Genomic DNA, 16,519 nt, shown 5'->3' on the forward strand with positions numbered 1-16,519 from the left:
GCCGGGCGGGCGTTCCGGGGCGGGGCCGGGCGGGAAGGAACGCGTCCGGGCGCGTCCTGCCTAGGCCGGGCGGGACGTCGATCCCCATGCCCATTCCGAGGCGGGTACTCCACGCGGTCTGCTCCTTCTGGTCGTTACCGGTCCGACGGTCTCTTCAAGGGACGCATGGTGCCTGTTGCGGGTTGTCGCAGGATTACACATCCCCCCGAAGATGTGGCACGCACCACCGGTTTCCTCTTGATGGTACGGAAAACGCCTGGTCAGTGCCGTGCGGGTCAGGGCAGGACACGCCGGGCGGCGCGGGCGGGGACCAGCGTGGCGGCCGCCGCGAGCATCGCGACGACGATCGTCGCGACCGGCAGCGCGACGGAGGCGGCGCTCACCTGCTTCCCGTCGAGGGCGGTCATCAAGGGCGGCGCGCACGCGACCGCGCACACCAGCCAGGTGCCGGTCATCCGGCTGGTGCCGTTCCGCACGGTGTGCAGCAGGTACACCCCGAGCAACAGGTTGACCAGGCTTTGGACCGGGCCGAACCGGAGCCCGAGGAGGTCGGCGTCGGCGGACGCGCCGCCGAAGCGGGTCAGGGCGAACCCGAACACGCCGAGCATCGCGTACGCCATGCCGACCGTCGCCGCCGCGCGGCAGAAGACCATGGCCCGCAGGCCCGGTTCGTCGACCGTCCGCTGCTGCGGTCCACGCAGTTGAGTGTTCCAGTGCCGCTCGAACCACCAGAAGACGAGCACGGCGGGCACGGCCAGCAGGGCCATCGCGAGCAGGACCCTCGGGCGGGCCAGCCAGCTGAGCCCGTCCACGAACGGCCCCGGCAGGTAGACGACCGCCACGAGCAGCAGCATCGCGGACAGGAAGCCGAGGTACAGGCTCATCGGGGCGCGCAGGACGAGGCGGGCGGTGGCGGCGACCGCGGGACGGTCGCCGAGCCGGGCCAGCGGCCGCGCGAGCAGGCCGAGGAGCGCGAGCTGCACCAGTCCGATCAGGAGCACGCCCCACGGCGGGCCGGACAGCGCCGCCGGGGCGCCGGGCCCGCCGAGCAGCATCGGCCCTTCGCCGCGGACGGCGACCGCGAGACCCAGCCCGGCGGCGCCGGTGAACGCCGTCGCCACGAGGGCGCCGCGCGACAGGCGGACGCCGCCGGCGTGGGCGAACGCCAGTTGCTGGACGAACAGGGCGAGGAACAACGTCTCGGTGTAACGCGGGACGGCCGAACCGGACCACTGCGCGGCGGCCTCGCTCGCCAAGGTCAAGGCCAGCAGTCCGGCGACGGAGGCGGTCCGCGTCCGGCGGTACAGCGTCAGCAACGCCGGCGCGAGCACGACGGTCAGCAGGAAGACGCCGAGCAGCCAGAGCGGATGCAGCGCGATCCGCATGACGGTGGCGTTCGTGCCGGTCGGGATCCCCAGTACCTCCAGCGCGAGGGGGACGACCAGCGCGACGACGGCGAAGATCAGCGCCGGGCGCAGCAACGGGCTCGCCCGGTCGGCGAGGTACTGCGGATAGCGGCCGCCGGTCGCGCGGATCGACCGCCAGCCCGCCTCGTTGATCCGGCCGACCGCGAAGAAGATGAGCGGGCAGAGCTGGGCGAGCCAGGTGAACGGCCACAACGACCGCTCCGGCGCCCCCGCCCAGTGCGCGAGCGCGACGGCGGATTCGCCGAGCAGCATGAGGACGACACCGGCGACCCCGAGCAACGCCCACCGGCCGACCGGGGCGACCGGACGCGGCTCGGCCGGGAGTGTGACGGCGGTCCGGCGATTGCGCGCCCAGCCGCGCAGGCGGAACACCAGCAGCGCGCCGATCACCAGGACGCCGGCGATCATCGGGCCGAGCGGGTCGCCGACCGGCGGTCCCCAGCGCTGATGCCAGGAGTTGAGGACGAGACCGGCGGTATAGAGGGAGGCGACGACGTCGCAGGTGCCGCGCGAGTCCATCGGGTTGAGGACGCAGGCGTTGTGCATGTCGGCCGAGAGCCGGTCGTCGAGCGAGGCCCTGGCCTCCTGACCGAGCGGGTGCCCCTTGCGTTCGGCGTAGCGGAGGATGTCGTAGCCCAGGTCGTGCGCCTTGCAGGGGACCGCGTAGTCCCATTTGGTGTTGTCGTCGCCCCAGGGCGCCGAGCATCCACCGTCGGAGTGGACGGCGCGCACCGTGCCGTCCCGTGCGGTCATCACGCCGGGCGTGATCCCGCTGACCGCGGTGAAGTCGGCGGGTAGTTCGGCGATCGCGTTCTCGACCGGGCCCGGCCGCACCAACGCGTCGACCGCGTTCTGCGCGGCGAGGATGTCACCCGCCGGTGGCCCCTGGTCCGGCGGGGAGGCCGGCCGTGACGCGATCAGCCCGAAGCCGAACACCAGCACGGTGACCAGCAGCAACCAGCCCGAAGTCGACCACGGCCGCCGGATCCGGGCAGGACGAGCGGCGGCTTCGGCTGTCGCTGGCATGGCGTCCAGGGTGCCATCCGCCGATCAAGGCCGACATCCGGATAACCCCCGGGGTTTCCTTGGAGGTCCCCTGATGGCGTGACGCGCGTTCAGTCCTCTGGATGCGAGCTTTCGGCGGGCGGGAGAGCCGGCCGGTCCACGTCCTGGGCGAAGCGCACCTGGTTCCGGCCGTTCTCCTTGGCCACGTAGACGGCGGCGTCGGCGGCGTGCAGGAGTTCCTCCAGGGATTCACCGTGACGAGGGAACAGAGCCGCCCCGATCGAGGTGGTGCGGCCGGAGATGGTCACCCGGCTGCCCCTTTTGTCGGTAGTCACTATATGCAGTTCCGCGATGGCGCTGCGCACTCGCTCGGCGGCGAGTTTGGCCGCCGTTTCGTCGATATCCGGCAGGAGTACGAGGAATTCCTCGCCGCCGAACCGGCCGATGACGTCGGCGGGCCGGGTGACCTCGTCCAATTTCCGGGCAACGTCACGGAGCACGTCGTCGCCCGCCGGATGTCCATATGTGTCGTTAATCCACTTGAAGTGATCGAGATCAATCATCAGAAGAGCAAGGCTGTCGTCCGATCGGGCGGTCCTTCCGAGTGCCCGATCGGCCGACTCCGACCATCCGCGCATGTTCAGAACACCGGTTTTCGGGTCCGTCCGCGCGTCGTTTTGCAGTTGGTCGATCTCGGCGAGGCGATTGAACACCACCGTCACCACGGCCATCACGATCACCATCGGTGGCATGATCAACAGCAGCACCGCGGTGACCGCGCCGAGGCCGATCGTGATGGCCTCCAGCAGGTTGTCCGCCGCATTGCCGAGCACGGTGGAGATCGACGGCCGCTTCGGCGAGCCGAGCGCGAGGATGCCGCCGATGTAGACGATCTGCACCGCCTCGAAGACCATTCCCGTGACGATCAGGACGCCGAACTCGCCGAGGGTGTCCCAGCCGGAGATCCGCCCCCATTCATGCGGCCCGAAAGCGGCGAAGGTGAGCGACGCCAGTGTCACCGAAACGCCGTGGGTGACCGACGAGAACACGAAGTTGTGCGCGGGACGGCGGGCGATGAACCAATGCTGGATGCGCACGATCGCGATGATGGAAAGCGTGAGCGAAAGCGGCAGGATCACGGCGGCCGGAAATGTCCAGACCGCGGTGAGGTCGATGAGGACGGTACGGCTTCGATCGCGCCGTCTTTCCTCTTGCCGCTGGGTGAGCTGAATATGCGCCGTGGCGCCGACCGCGAGAATCGCGAACCGAACCCAGTCTATTCTTCCCGGATTCGTGGAATTCATCGTGGCGAGGACCATGATCGCGATTCCGGCCGCCTCCATCGCGAAAAGGAACGCGATGAATCGCTTCGGCCGCTGCCACAGCGCCCACGCCCTGGGATCGTAGGGATGACGTTCCCGCGGGGCCCGGTCACCTTCCGGACTCGCCTGCCCGCGTTCGGTCACCGGTGCACCGCTCTGGGCGGCGGGTGTCGCCGTCGCGTCGTCAAGGTCGCCGGTGCCGTCACCGTGCTGGCGGCGGTCACCGGTCTCGGCTGGCAATTGCTACCTCTTTTCCGCGCGGACGGCACGGCTGAGTAATCTCACCGGTACCGACTGATACACCGTTCGTATTCCACGGCCGGTATCATCCCATCGCATCGGTTGTTCGACACCGGCAAGGGTGCCCGCGAACACGGACCGGAGGTGCCAATCGTGTCCCGTGATTTCTGATCTTGGTGACTGAATGTTTTTCGAGACGTGACGCGGAAGGGGTGACGGATAGTGTCCAGTCGTGACTTCTGAGCCCGGGCAAGGTAATAGTTCGCAGCAACGAGGTGGCCGGGAGGTGGATGACCGTGTCGAGCCGTGACTTCTGATCCGAAGCCGTTTCTTTTCACTGAGGTGCCGAAGCAGTGTCGTGTCGAGATTTCCGAGTACGAACCCGCCGGGCGGCCGTGCCGCCCCAGGGGGCGTCCAGTGTGGATTCGTCATGACGGCAGCGGTTCCGGGCTGGATCCGTTGACGTGTCCCCAGCTGAGTGCGACCAGTACGGCCAGCAGCAGGCCGACCACGCCCGCCAGGGCGATGGCCGAGGTCGCCGCACCGAGCCGATCGGCGGCGAGCCCGCCGAGTCCCGCCCCTACTCCTTGAGCCACCCGCAACCCCGTGCGGTACACCCCACCCGCACCGCCCCTGAGCTCGTTCGGGACCCAGGTGATGAACGTGGCGCTCACCGTGATCAGGTACGCCCCCGCGGCACCCGCCGCCGCCAGCAGGAGCAACGCCGGGATGAGCCCGGGTTGGAGCGCGAAGGCGATCAGGGCGACCATCGGTAGTGCCGCCAGCACGCCGAGCAGCTTCCGTCGTTGTTCCGCCGAGACGAACCGGGACAGCAGGAACGCCCCGATGACGAAGCCCAGCGGATCGGCGGCCAGCAGCCAGCCGACGGCCTGTTTCCCCACACCCATCTCCGCGGCGAGCGGCGCGGCGAGCCCCTCGGGGACGACGGCCAGGCCGACCAGCCACGAGAACCAGACCAGCACCCGCAGGTGACGGTTGCCGAAAACCTGCTTCACCGCGCCGAACCAGCTGCCGGTGCCGTCGGACGCCGCCGCCCGCCGGGAGACCGAGAAGCGGACCACGGCCGCGCTCAGCAGGAACGTCGCGGCGTCCAGCGCCAGAGCCCAGCTCACCCCGACCTGCGACACCAGCAGGCCGCCGCCCGCCAGGCCGAGCAGCATGGCGGTGTTGGTCGAGATACCCCTGATGTCCTGGCTCTTGAGATAGAGGTCGTCGTCGGTGAACACCTCGCGGGTGAGCGCGTTCTGTGCCGCGTTGCCGGGAGCGTTCACGAGCCGTGCCAGCACCACCAGCCCGCACAGCAGGGCGAGCGGGGTGCCGGGGATCGCCATGATCGCGATCAGCACGCCTTGGATCAGGGACGAGACGACGAGGACGGTGCGCCTCGGGTAGCGGTCGGCCAGCTGGGAGAGGCCGAGACCGCCGGCCAGCGCGGGCAGGAAGGTCAGGGAGTAGACCACCGCGGAAAGCAGCGCGGAACCCGTCCGGTCGTAGACGAGGATCGCCAGCGCGACGATGGTGAGCTGGTCCCCGATGAGGGACTGCACCTCGGCGAGCCAGAGTGCGCGGAACTCGCGGTTCGCCAGGGCGGCGGTCATCCGCGGCGCCGCGTTCGTCTTCACTGCGTGACCACCTCCCCCCGATCGGGTGAACTTCCGTCCCTCGCATTCTTGCCTGCCGTGGTACGCGGTCGACGAGGGAGTCACAGTTGTCGTCCCGCCGGACAACGTTCAGTATGCCTCCGGCTACAGGGAGACGAGCGGAAGACGGCCGAATCCTCCGCCTGTTGAGCTGATCGGGCTACGCCGTCCGACCGGTGGGTGACGACGGCCTGACTCGCCCGCGGGTATCTGCGCGCCGATCGCCCCGCCCTCGCTCGGCGCAGCCGGGCCGCCGTTCGCCGCCGACGGCGGTCCGGTTGGGCCGAATGGGCCAACACTGAGTAGAGACCGGCCTGGAGGTGGAGGCCGGCTGGGTCAAAGGGGTGAAGGCGATGAACGGTTTGCTCGACGACAAGGCCGTCGTCGTGACCGGGGCGGGACGGGGCCTCGGCGAGGCGTTCGCGGTGCACGTCGCGAGGGCGGGCGGGGCCGTCGTGGTCAACGACATCGACGCCGGACTGGCCGAACGGACGACGGAGAACATCCGCCGGTTCGGGGGCAGGGCGGTCGCCAGCGGGCACAGCGTCGCCGACCCGAAGCAGGCACAGGAGATCGTCGACCTGTGCCTCGCCGAGTTCGGCGCGATCGACGGGCTGGTCAACAACGCGGGCCTGAACTACGAGGCGCTGCCGTGGGAGGACGACGTCGAGCAGGCCCGCGAGCTGGTCGAGGTGAACGTCCTCGGCGTCATGTACACCGGGCTCGCCGCGATCAAGGCGATGGTGGCGCGGGGCAAGCCCGGGTCGATCGTCAACATCTCGTCGGGGGCATCGCTCGGGCAGCGCAAGCTCGGCGTGTACGCCGCCAGCAAAGGCGCCGTCGCCTCGCTGACCTACTCGTGGGCGCTCGACCTGGAGGAGAGCGGGATCCGGGTGAACGCGGTCTGCCCGCTCGCGCACACCCGGATGGTGTGGAAGTCCGAACGGTCGCTGCGGGCCTGCCCGCCGGACCGGACGCCATCGAGGATCGCGCCCGTCGTGCTGTTCCTGCTCGGCCCCGGATCCGACGGCATCACCGGGCAGATGATCCGCTGCAACGGGCCGCAGCTGCACGTGATGGGGCAGCCGTACCTGAAGCAGCCCATTCTCGAGCGGCCGGTGTGGGACACCGAGACCGTGCAGCGCGCCTTCGACGAGGTCTTCAGCGCGCACCTGGAGAACTACGGCCTCGAAAAGCGTGTCCCGCCGCGGCTGCGCAAGTGGACGGAGTCGACCCGGACCGCGTGACTCGTGTGATCAGCTGGACGACACGCGTGATCAGCCGGACGACACGGCCGTGCCGTCCGTCCAGTCACGCGTGGCGTCCGGATCAGCCGACTGCGAACGGCAGTTTCGCGGCCAGGCCGCCGAGTTCGGCCTTCTCGGCGGCCGTCGGCTGACGGCGTCCGGTGCCGACCAGCAGCGCGTCCGTGTCGGAGAACGACGCCGGGAACGTCTCGCCGGTGCGCTGCTCCAGGATCTGCCGCGTCCTGGCGAGGCTGTCGGCGGCGGGGCCGTCGAGGTGCGGGAGATACGCGACCAGATCGAGGTGATGCAGCGTCCACTCCAGGACGTACGCGGCGAGGAAGTCGCCTGCGGTCAGGACGATGTCGCGGGTGGCGACCCGCGTCGCCGGGTCGGCGAGGCCGGCGGCCCGGCCCGCGGCGGAACCGACGTCGTCGAGGTGGAACTTGAGCAGCCGCGGCTCCTGGTAGGCGGCGGCGAGCCGCACGATCAGCGCGTCGAGGTCGTCCTCGCCGGTGGGCGGCTTCTCGGCGATCTCCCAGTAGGTGACCGCGTCGCGCGTGGGTTCCGTCTCGGCGGGCGTGGCGAGGGTGATCAGGACGTCCTGGGCGTCGATCACCAGGTGACACACCAGGTCCCGCACCAGCCAGCCGGCGCAGCCGGACGGCTTGGCGAAGTCTTCGTCGGGGGTTTCGGCGACGGCGGCAAGCAACGCCGCCCAGGAGCGGGAGAAGAGATCCACGGCGGCAAGTTAGCAGCGGCCCCTCACCGCTCGCGACTCCTTTCGTCCCGTGCTCGAAGACGTGATTCGCGTGCTTGAAGACGTAACTCACGTGCTTGGAGGCGTAACTCGCGTGTTACGCCTCCAATCACGCGAGTTACGCCTCCAATCACGAGTGATACGGCTCAGGAACCGGCGGCGGGGGCGGGTTCCGGAGCGGAGGCCGCGTACAGATCCGCGATCGTCGGCGCGTACCGGTCGTTGATGATCCGCCGCTTCAGCTTCAGGGTCGGGGTGACCTCGCCGGTTTCCGGCGTCCACGCCTTGGGGATCACGTGGTACCGCTTGATCTGCTCGATCCTGGCCAGCCGCGCGTTCGCCGCCTCGACGGCCTTCTCGATCTCCGCGCGGACCTCCGCGTTGTCGGCGAGCGATTCGCCTTCCGCGAGCTGGATGCCGTTCGCGGTCGCCCAGCCCGGCGCGATCTCGTCGTCGACGACGATCAGGGCCGTGACGTACGGCCGTTTCTCGCCGATCGCGACGGCCTGCCCGATCAGCGGGTGTTCCTTGAGGAGGCCTTCGATCTTCGTCGGGGCGATGTTCTTGCCGCTCGAAGTGATGATCAGTTCCTTCTTGCGGTCGGTGATCGTGACGAAGCCGCGTTCGTCGATCGTCCCGATGTCGCCGGTGGCCAGCCAGCCGTCGGCGTCGACGTCCGGTTTGATCGTGCCGTCCGCCTGCAGGTAGCCGAGGAACACGATCGCGCCGCGGACGAGGAGTTCGCCGTCTTCGGCGACCTTCACCTCGATACCTTCCAGCGGGCGGCCGACCGAACCGGCCTTGAACGCCGACGGCGTGTTCGAGGTGACCGCGCCGGTGGTCTCGGACAGCCCCCAGACCTCCTGGATCTCGACGCCGAGCCCGGCGATGAAGTACAGGATCTCCACCGGCAGCGCGGCGGCACCGCTGGAGGCGACCTCGATCTGGTCGAGGCCCAGCATCGCCCGCACCGGCGCGAGCGCGGCCGCGTCGGTCTGCGCGATCTTCTCCGCGAGCTCCGGCGGCACCTCTTTGCCGTCGCTGCGCAGTTTGTAGCCCTGCTGCAGCAGTTCGTTCGCGGCGATCAGGCCGTTCCGCTTCTCCTCCGGCAGCGAGCCGAGCAGGTTCTTGAGGCCGGCCACCATCTTTTCCCACACGCGCGGGACGCCGAAGAAGCTCTTCGGGTGCACCTGGCCGAGCGCGCCGACGACACCGGTCGGGTCGGCGACGGTGTGCACGTGCCCGGCCCACACGATCGGCATGTAGATCGACAGTTCGCGTTCGGCGATATGCGCGAGCGGCAGGTACGCGATGTTCGTGGCGTGCATCGGGGAGTCGTGCAGCTTCTGGACGGCGACGGCCTGGTAGATCGCGTTGCGGTGCGACAGCACGACACCCTTGGGGTCGCCGGTGGTGCCGGACGTGTAGATCATCGACAGCGGATCGTCCGGGGTGATCGCGGACCACGCGGTCTCGAACGCCTGCGGGTCGGCCGCGTGCGCCTCGGCGCCCGCCGCGCGCAGGTCGGCGAACGACAGGAACCGCTTGTCGTCCTTGGGGACCACGGACGCGTCGAGCATGACGACGTGCCGCAGCGCGGGCAGATCGTCGAGGACCTGAGACCAGCGGGCGAGTTCGTCGGCACCGGCGAGGACGACGACGCCGGCGGCGCTGTGCCGGGCGACGAACCCGATCTGCTCCGGGCTGAGCGTCGCGTACGCGGTGCAGGGGATCGCGCCGAGATGGGCCGCGGCGAGATCGGCGATGAGGTGGTCCGGACTGCTCGGCGCCATGATCAGCATCCGGTCGCGGACGCCGAGCCCCAGCCCGGCGAGTCCTCGGGACACCTCAGCGATGGCGGTGCGGAATTCGGCCCAGTTCAGGGTCGGTTTGCCCTCGATGTCGAGTGACGTGACCGCCGGCAGGTCACCGAACTCCTGGGCGTTGCGGTGAAGCAGGGCGGGGATGGTCTGGCCTTCGATCTGCTCGGCGACGGTCGGCTGGGTGGTCAACGCTGGCCTCCTCGATGCTGCCTGATCAGGCACACTGTAAGGGCTGTCGGCAGTGCTGGATAGAGAATCGCGGCCACGGTCGTGAGTCGCGAAATGTCCACCTTTTCCGTTTCCACCGCGTCAGTCCCGCACCAGGAGGAGCCCCGGCGATGACCGTTTCGGCACGCGAGTTGATCGACGCGGTCCAGGCGGAACTCGCGCCCCGCGACGACGAGAACAGGCTCGTCCCGCTGGTCGAGGCTGGCGAGGCGCCGCGCGAGGTCTTCGCCGCGATCGCCGCGGAGGAGTACCGGATCGTCCGCAGCGACTGGCGCAGTTTCCTCCACCTCGCGTCGCGTTCCCAGGAGCAGCGGGCGCGGGAGTTCTTCGCGGCCCTGGCTTCGGGGGAGGGGCTGGCGCTCGGCAAACTGGCGACGCTCGCCGAGGAGCGGCCCGGCTTCGAGCCGCGCGCGGGATGCCAGGCGTACCCGGCGTTCGTCGCCTGGCTCGCGCTCAACGGCGAGCCGGCGGACGTCATCGTGGCGATCGTCGCCAACTTCGCCGCCTTCGGCCGGTACTGCGCCGCGATCGCCGCCGCGATGCGTGAGCGCTATGGCTTCGACGACGAGGCGTGCGCCTTCTTCGACTTCTTCGGCACGCCGTCGCCGGACCTCGAAGAGCTCGCCGTCCGAGCCGTGCAGGCCGCGCTCGACGCCGGTGTTCTGTCCGAAAAGGACGCTCGGACCCACGCGCGGCTGTTCCAGGCGTACGAACTGGACTTCTGGAACACTCTCGCCGACGATGGTCGCCGTGACTGACCTCGTAGCGGAGGCCGCGGCGCTGGACGCGGCCGATCCCTTGGCGCACAAGCGAAGCGAATTCGACCTCGACGCCGGTGTCGCCTATTTCGACGGCAACTCGCTGGGTGCCCCGCCGAAGCACGTGGCCGAACGCGTCGCCGCGGTCGTCCGCGAGCAGTGGGGCGGGCGGCTGATCCGGTCCTGGTCGGAGGGCTGGTGGGAGGCTCCGGTGCGGGTCGGCGAGCGGATCGCGCCGCTGGTGGGAGCCGCGCCGGGGCAGCTCGTCGTGGCGGATTCGACCAGCGTGAACCTGTTCAAGGCGCTGGTCGCCGCGACCCGCCTCCGGCCAGGCCGCGACGAGATCCTCGTCGACGCGGACACCTTCCCGACCGACGGCTACATCGCCGACGAGGTCGCCCGGCTGACCGGGCGCACGGTGCGCCGGGTCGTCGCCGAGGACATGCCCGCCCAGGTGAGCGAGCGGACGGCCGTCGCGCTGATCAACCACGTCGACTACATCACCGGGCGCGCCCACGACATGGCCGGGCTGACCGCGGCGTTGCATCGCGCCGGTGCGCTGGCGCTCTGGGACCTCTGCCACAGCGTCGGCGCGCTGCCCGTCGAACTCGACGCGGCGGATGTGGACCTCGCCGTCGGCTGCACCTACAAATTCCTCAACGGCGGCCCCGGTGCGCCCGCTTTCCTTTACGTGGCAACGAAGTGGCTGGACAGGTTCGACCAGCCGCTGGCGGGCTGGGCCGGCGACCGCGATCCGTTCGCGATGCGTGGCGCGTACGAGGCGGACGCGGGTATCGCGCGGGGCCGCGCGGGCACGCCCGACATCCTGTCGCTCCTGGCGCTGGACGCGGCCCTCGACGTCTGGGACGACGTGGACCGCGTAGCGCTCAGGAAGAAGGGCCTCGCGCTCGGCGACTTCTTCTTCCGATGCGCGGACGAGCTCCTGGACGGCGCGACGATCCGGACTCCGCGCGGTGAGGATCGAGGCCACCAGATCTCCGTCGTCGACGACGACGCGGCCAAGACGATGGCGGCCTTGATCGACCGCGGAGTGATCGGCGACTACCGCCCGCCCAATGTCCTGCGATTCGGGCTCGCGCCGCTCTACACCACCTACGGCGAGGTGCTTCGCGCCGTGACGACACTGCGGGAACTTCGATGATTTTCGAAGGTCGCTCACCTCGGCACACTGGGCGTGGAGAAAAGGGTGAAACTCATTCGGGAATCCGTGGCAAATAGGTGATCGCCTCGCCCCGGCGGGGGAGGACGCGCGATCTTTCGCGAATCCGCTGTTAATCTCGACCTTCGCTCGCCGCGTGTGTGACGTAGATCCTTCCCCTGTGGCGTAAGGAAAACCCGCGTCGCCCGTCTTACCGGCGAGGCGCGGGCCAGGGCGCCGGGAGAGGGAGGGGATCATGTCGTTCACCTATGTCGCCATCGCCGTTTCCGGTGCCGCCTCCGGATTTCTGCTCAACGAATTCGGTGCACGGTATCCGGTGGAGACCGCTCTCGTCGTGATCCTGATCTGCGGGGTGGCGACCTTGTGCTGGGCGGGCACCCGCCTCCTTCGCGACGCCTCCGGGAGGGTCGACGCGCTCCTCGACGACGAGCTCGGCGCGTCCGACGAAGATCATTTCGCCGAATCGACGGCAATTGGCGGCGGAAATTCTCGATTTCGTGGCGCGAAGGGCGTTACGACGGCGTTGCTCCGGGGTGATGTCGTTCGCAAACCGAACGGTATGTGGAGCTCTGGTCCGAAAGCGTGAGCGACGTCACGGCGAGTAGTTTTCGCCGGTTTTCCGGCCGGGCCGCGGCGCCCGCGAGGTGTGACTTGATCGAATCCGAAGAGTGACGATCAAGCCGCTGCCTGCGGTAAACCGCCAGGTGACCTACTGGTGAGTCACTTGGCCGGGTGCCCTGTCCCACGTGGTGGACTTTCCTGGTCCGGCTGCCTCTTGTCAGCAGGTCACGGCCATACGCGACTACCCTTCGCGTCTGGGCTTGACTCACCCGTTTGGGTCTCCTAGCGTCTTCGCGGGCGGAGCGGACCACGCTGTGTTGATCCGGCTATCGGATCCCGCGGGTATGAGATCCCCGGCGACCCGACACCAAAAACTGCCGGAAGGAAAACGGACCACGGTGAAGCAGATTTCCCTTCGACGAGGCCGCGGCTCTTCGATTCGTTCGCGCGTTCTGGCGATCGCGCTCATTCCGAGCATCGCGCTGATGCTGGTCGGTCTGGCGATCGGCGGGTACCTCATCTTCGACGCGGTCGACGGCCGTGACTACGCGCAGCGGATCCGTGACTCGGAAGCCCCCGCTCTCCCCTTCTTCGTCCAGGTGCAGGAAGAGCGGCGCCTGACCCTGCGCGAGCTCGCCGGCGACCGGGCGCAGCACGCCACGCTCGTCGAGCAGCGCGCCAAGACCGACGCCGCCGCACAGGGTGTCGCCACGCATCTGCAGAAGTTCGTCGGCGACTCGCCGGACAGCGTGCAGCGCAACATCGCCACGCTGAACGGGCTTCTCCAGAAGGCGCCGCAGATCCGGCAGTCGGCCGACTCCGGCCAGCTCCCGCTGCTGGACGCCTTCACCTACTACAACCAGATCCTCGACCAGTTCGTCGAGGGTCTCACCGGGCTTGCCCAGGACGCGCCGAACGCCGAGAACGCCTACCAGCGGATCACCGCGGTCCCGTTGTTCACCGCCATCGACCAGATGCAGCGCGCGAACGCCCTCGCCGCCGCGGCCGTCGCGGGCGGCGGCTTCACCGACGAGACCTATCGCGCCTACGTGACCGAGGTCGGTTCCTACCGTTCGCAGCTCGAGTCGTCGGTCTCGCGGATGATCCCGGACGTCAAGGCGAAGTTCGACCAGCTCGTCGCGAGCGATCCGTGGAAGGCCGTCACCACGGTCGAGAACACCTTCCTGCAGAACAGCAAGGCCACGCTCCCCATCCCCGAGCAGACGTGGCTTCAGGCCGCGCGCGGCGTCAGCGACGCGATGATGCGCGGCTTCGTCGAGCAGAGTGGTACGGCCACGACGCAGGCGGTCGACGACGCCGACCGGACGCTGATCACGTCGGCCATCGCCGCGGCCATCGCGCTGCTGGTGGCGATCGCCGTGTTCGTCGTCGCCCTGCGGCTGTCCAACCGGCTCATCGGACGGCTGGCGCGGCTGCGCGAGGACACCCTCGACGTCGCCGAGATCCGGCTGCCCGAACTGGTGGACCGCGTGCGGGCGGGCGAACCCGTCGACCTCGACGACAAGGGACACTTCCTCGACCACGGCGACGACGAGATCGGCCAGGTCGCCGAGGCCTTCAACAAGGCGCAGCAGACCGCCATCGCGGCCGCCGTCGAAGAGGCCAGGACCCGTGAAGGCACCAAGACGGTGTTCCTCAACATCGCGCACCGCAGCCAGGTCATCGTGCACCGCCAGCTCAAGGTGCTCGACCAGGCCGAGCGCAAGCAGGAGGACCCGGAGCAGCTGGAGACGCTCTTCCAGCTGGACCACCTCTCCACCCGTGCCCGCCGCAACGCGGAGAACCTGATCATCCTCGGTGGCGGGCAGCCCGGCCGTCAGTGGCGCAAGCCGGTGACGCTGGCCGAGCTGACCCGCGGCGCCTCGGCCGAGACCGAGGACTTCGCCAGGGTGAAGACGGCGAAGATGCCCGCGATGGCGGTGCAGGGCCCGGTCGTCGGCGACCTCGTGCACCTGCTCGCCGAGCTGATCGACAACGCGACCTCCTTCTCGCCGCCGCAGTCGCGCGTCGAGCTGCGGGGCAACGTGGTCGGCAAGGGCGTCGTGATCGAGGTCGAGGACCAGGGGCTCGGTATCGAGCCCGAGCAGGCCGCCGAGCTGAACGCGATGTTGGCCGATCCGCCGGACTTCGGCATCATGGCCCTGTCAGCCGAGCCACGGCTGGGCCTGTTCGTGGTCGCGCGCCTCGCCGCACGGCACGGGATCTCCGTGCACCTGCGCGAATCCGCGTACGGCGGCACCAGGGCCATCGTGCTCGTCCGCACCGACCTGCTCGCGCCGGTCCCGTCTGATCAGCCGGAGGACGAGGTGGACCCCGAGAGCACCGATGTGCCGGAAGCCGCGCCGCTGCTTCCGGGCCGTCGTGCCCGCCACCGCACCGAGATCCCCGCGGAGCGGCCCGAGTTGCCCGTGCCGATGCCGGTCGCGCCGCAGCCTCAGCAGCAGGCCCCGGAGCAGCCCGGTGGCGCGTTGCCGCCGCTGCCCCCGCGCCCGCCGCGAGTGCCTCGGCCGGAGACGCCTCGTCCCGAGCCGATCCGCCCCGAGCCCGTGCGTGCCGAGGGACGTCCGCAGCCGGTGCAGCCGCCGGCGTGGCCGCCCGCCGACACCCGGCCGCAGGACGGCCGCCCGCCGCAGACCCGGCGGCCCGGCCCCGAGGCGCCCGGCAGGCCACCGCTGCCGCAGCGCCGCCGCCAGGCGAACCTGGTCCCCCAGCTGATGGAGGACCGGCCCGCCGCCGCCCAGCGCGAGGAGGTCCGCGAGGACACCCCCGAGCTGGCGAGGAACCGGCTCGCCGCGTTCCAGCAGGGCACACGCCGCGCGCGGGACACCGAACCGACCGACGATTACACCGACCTCGACATGTACGGAGATCGTGACTAGATGGCCAACGCGGGAGTCAGTGAACTCGACTGGTTGCTGGATGACCTGGTCAAGCGTGTCGCCGGTGCCGACAGGGCGGTAGTCCTGTCCTCCGACGGCCTGCTCATCGGACGGTCCGGGAACCTGTCGGAGCAGGACGGCGAACACCTGTCCGCGGTCGCGTCGGCGTTCCAGAGCCTCGCTCGGGGCACGGGACGGCACTTCGGCGGCGGCAACGTCCGCCAGACCATGGTCGAGATGGACCACGCCTTCCTGTTCGTCACCGCGGCCGGCCGCGGTGCGTGCCTCGCGCTGCTGGCGAAGGAGGACGCGGACATGGGCCTCGTGGCCTACGAGATGAACCTGATGGTCAAGCGGGTCGGCGCGGTGCTCACTTCGGCGCCCCGCGCCGCGACTCCCACGTCGCCATGAGCGGGCGGCACGAGTCGTGGTTCGAGGAGGAGGCCGGGCCGCTGGTCCGGTCGTACGCCGTCACGGGCGGGCGCACCCGCTCGGACACGATCGGCCTCGACCTGATCACCCTGGTGGTCGCCATGCGCTCCTCGCAGGAGGTGGCGGGCTTCGAGCCGGAGTACGGGCGCATCCTCAACCTGTGCCAGAGACCGACCTCCGTCGCGGAGGTCGCCGCGCGCATAGACCTGCCGCTGCCGGTGGTGAAGGTGCTGCTGAGCGACCTCATCGAACAGAACCTCGTGCTGTTCCGCACCGCGACCCCGGTGACCGACACCCCCAACAAACACGTACTCCAGGCGGTTCTTGATGGCATCCGGAAACTCTGAGCCCCGGCGATCCTTGACCGCGAACGCGGTCAAGGTCCTCATCGCCGGCGGGTTCGGGGTCGGTAAGACCACGATGGTCGGTTCGGTCAGCGAGGTTCCCCCGCTGCGCACCGAGGAGGTCATCACCGCGGCGTCCGAGGGCGTCGACGACCTCACCGGTGTCGAGAAGAAGACGACCACCACGGTGGCCCTCGACTTCGGCCGCATCACCATCAACCCCGAGCTGATCCTGTATCTGTTCGGCACGCCGGGCCAGGACCGGTTCTGGTTCATGTGGGACGAACTGGCCGAAGGCGCGCTGGGCGCCGTCGTGCTGGCCGACACCCGGCGGCTCGACAGCTGCTTCGCGGCCGTGGACTTCTTCGAGCGCCGCGGGCTGCCGTTCGTCGTCGCCGTCAACTGCTTCGACAACGCCTATCGGTACGGCACCGAGGAGGTCCGGCAGGCGCTCGACGTCGGCATGGACGTCCCGCTGCTGCTGTGCGACGCGCGGGAACGCGAGTCGACGAAGCAGGTGCTGACCGTGCTGATGGAGCACGTGCTGGCGCTGTCGGATCTGGCCGCCGGCTTGCCGCAGGGCCGCTGACGTTTTCGCGCGTGAAGGCCCCCTTCCCTCGGCTCAGCCGAGGGA

The 16,519-nt window shown here is 69.6% G+C and carries 13 protein-coding genes; 8 read left to right on the forward strand and 5 right to left on the reverse strand.

Annotated elements, in window-relative coordinates:
• Nucleotides 1–275 precede the first annotated feature (275 nt).
• The 3 genes from ACXIZN_RS42415 to ACXIZN_RS42425 form a co-directional block, all read right to left on the reverse strand.
• The gene (locus ACXIZN_RS42415; protein WP_457960339.1) at nt 276–2,453 is read right to left on the reverse strand and encodes a phospholipase A2; all 2,178 of its coding nucleotides are present in this window, start codon (nt 2,451–2,453) and stop codon (nt 276–278) included.
• Nucleotides 2,454–2,542: 89 nt separating this feature from the next.
• The gene (locus ACXIZN_RS42420) at nt 2,543–3,994 is read right to left on the reverse strand and encodes a GGDEF domain-containing protein (protein WP_457960341.1); all 1,452 of its coding nucleotides are present in this window, start codon (nt 3,992–3,994) and stop codon (nt 2,543–2,545) included.
• A gap of 428 nt (nt 3,995–4,422) precedes the next feature.
• Nucleotides 4,423–5,637, reverse strand: a complete 1,215-nt coding sequence (locus ACXIZN_RS42425) for an MFS transporter (RefSeq protein ID WP_457960342.1) — start codon at nt 5,635–5,637, stop codon at nt 4,423–4,425.
• Nucleotides 5,638–6,008: 371 nt separating this feature from the next.
• Between ACXIZN_RS42425 and ACXIZN_RS42430 the strand changes: the two genes are divergently transcribed.
• Nucleotides 6,009–6,902, forward strand: coding sequence for an SDR family NAD(P)-dependent oxidoreductase (locus ACXIZN_RS42430; protein ID WP_457960343.1), 894 nt, complete (start codon nt 6,009–6,011; stop codon nt 6,900–6,902).
• A gap of 82 nt (nt 6,903–6,984) precedes the next feature.
• Here ACXIZN_RS42430 and ACXIZN_RS42435 read toward each other — a convergent pair whose 3' ends face one another.
• Nucleotides 6,985–7,641, reverse strand: a complete 657-nt coding sequence (locus ACXIZN_RS42435; RefSeq protein WP_457960344.1) for a maleylpyruvate isomerase N-terminal domain-containing protein — start codon at nt 7,639–7,641, stop codon at nt 6,985–6,987.
• 164 nt (nt 7,642–7,805) lie between these two features.
• Entirely contained in the window at nt 7,806–9,671 is a 1,866-nt protein-coding gene (locus ACXIZN_RS42440; RefSeq protein WP_457960345.1) for an AMP-dependent synthetase/ligase, read from the reverse strand.
• 149 nt (nt 9,672–9,820) lie between these two features.
• On the opposite strand from ACXIZN_RS42440, the gene ACXIZN_RS42445 reads away from it, so the two are divergent.
• From ACXIZN_RS42445 to ACXIZN_RS42475, 7 genes are all read left to right on the forward strand, one after another.
• A complete protein-coding gene (locus tag ACXIZN_RS42445; protein WP_457960346.1) occupies nt 9,821–10,468 on the forward strand; it encodes a transcriptional regulator in 648 nt (215 codons plus the stop codon).
• Nucleotides 10,452–11,630 (forward strand): kynureninase, encoded by a 1,179-nt coding sequence (locus ACXIZN_RS42450; protein WP_457960347.1) that lies wholly within the window; start codon nt 10,452–10,454, stop codon nt 11,628–11,630. Before ACXIZN_RS42445 ends, ACXIZN_RS42450 begins: the two co-directional genes overlap by 17 nt.
• A 253-nt stretch (nt 11,631–11,883) precedes the next feature.
• Nucleotides 11,884–12,234 (forward strand): hypothetical protein, encoded by a 351-nt coding sequence (locus tag ACXIZN_RS42455; protein ID WP_457960348.1) that lies wholly within the window; start codon nt 11,884–11,886, stop codon nt 12,232–12,234.
• A gap of 373 nt (nt 12,235–12,607) precedes the next feature.
• A complete protein-coding gene (locus tag ACXIZN_RS42460) occupies nt 12,608–15,109 on the forward strand; it encodes a nitrate- and nitrite sensing domain-containing protein (protein WP_457960350.1) in 2,502 nt (833 codons plus the stop codon).
• Nucleotides 15,110–15,520 carry a roadblock/LC7 domain-containing protein gene (locus ACXIZN_RS42465; RefSeq protein WP_016336740.1) on the forward strand — a complete coding sequence of 137 codons (411 nt, stop codon included), beginning with the start codon at nt 15,110–15,112 and terminating at the stop codon, nt 15,518–15,520.
• Nucleotides 15,517–15,888 (forward strand): DUF742 domain-containing protein, encoded by a 372-nt coding sequence (locus tag ACXIZN_RS42470; RefSeq protein ID WP_034315285.1) that lies wholly within the window; start codon nt 15,517–15,519, stop codon nt 15,886–15,888. Before ACXIZN_RS42465 ends, ACXIZN_RS42470 begins: the two co-directional genes overlap by 4 nt.
• On the forward strand, nt 15,869–16,474 hold the full coding sequence (locus tag ACXIZN_RS42475) for a GTP-binding protein (RefSeq protein ID WP_026466899.1): 606 nt from the start codon (nt 15,869–15,871) through the stop codon (nt 16,472–16,474). The genes ACXIZN_RS42470 and ACXIZN_RS42475 overlap by 20 nt, the downstream gene beginning before the upstream one ends.
• Nucleotides 16,475–16,519: the final 45 nt, after the last annotated feature.

The organism is Amycolatopsis sp. TRM77291, from assembly GCF_054166285.1.

What these genes read in the sequence shown, in the direction of transcription:
- ACXIZN_RS42470 (WP_034315285.1), top strand. Translation starts at nt 15,517, where the DNA reads ATGAGCGGGCGGCACGAGTCGTGGTTCGAGGAGGAGGCCGGGCCGCTG.
- ACXIZN_RS42445 (WP_457960346.1), top strand. Translation starts at nt 9,821, where the DNA reads ATGACCGTTTCGGCACGCGAGTTGATCGACGCGGTCCAGGCGGAACTC.
- ACXIZN_RS42475 (WP_026466899.1), top strand. Translation starts at nt 15,869, where the DNA reads ATGGCATCCGGAAACTCTGAGCCCCGGCGATCCTTGACCGCGAACGCG.
- ACXIZN_RS42455 (WP_457960348.1), top strand. Translation starts at nt 11,884, where the DNA reads ATGTCGTTCACCTATGTCGCCATCGCCGTTTCCGGTGCCGCCTCCGGA.
- ACXIZN_RS42450 (WP_457960347.1), top strand. Translation starts at nt 10,452, where the DNA reads ATGGTCGCCGTGACTGACCTCGTAGCGGAGGCCGCGGCGCTGGACGCG.
- ACXIZN_RS42465 (WP_016336740.1), top strand. Translation starts at nt 15,110, where the DNA reads ATGGCCAACGCGGGAGTCAGTGAACTCGACTGGTTGCTGGATGACCTG.
- ACXIZN_RS42415 (WP_457960339.1), bottom strand. Translation starts at nt 2,453, where the DNA reads ATGCCAGCGACAGCCGAAGCCGCCGCTCGTCCTGCCCGGATCCGGCGG.
- ACXIZN_RS42430 (WP_457960343.1), top strand. Translation starts at nt 6,009, where the DNA reads ATGAACGGTTTGCTCGACGACAAGGCCGTCGTCGTGACCGGGGCGGGA.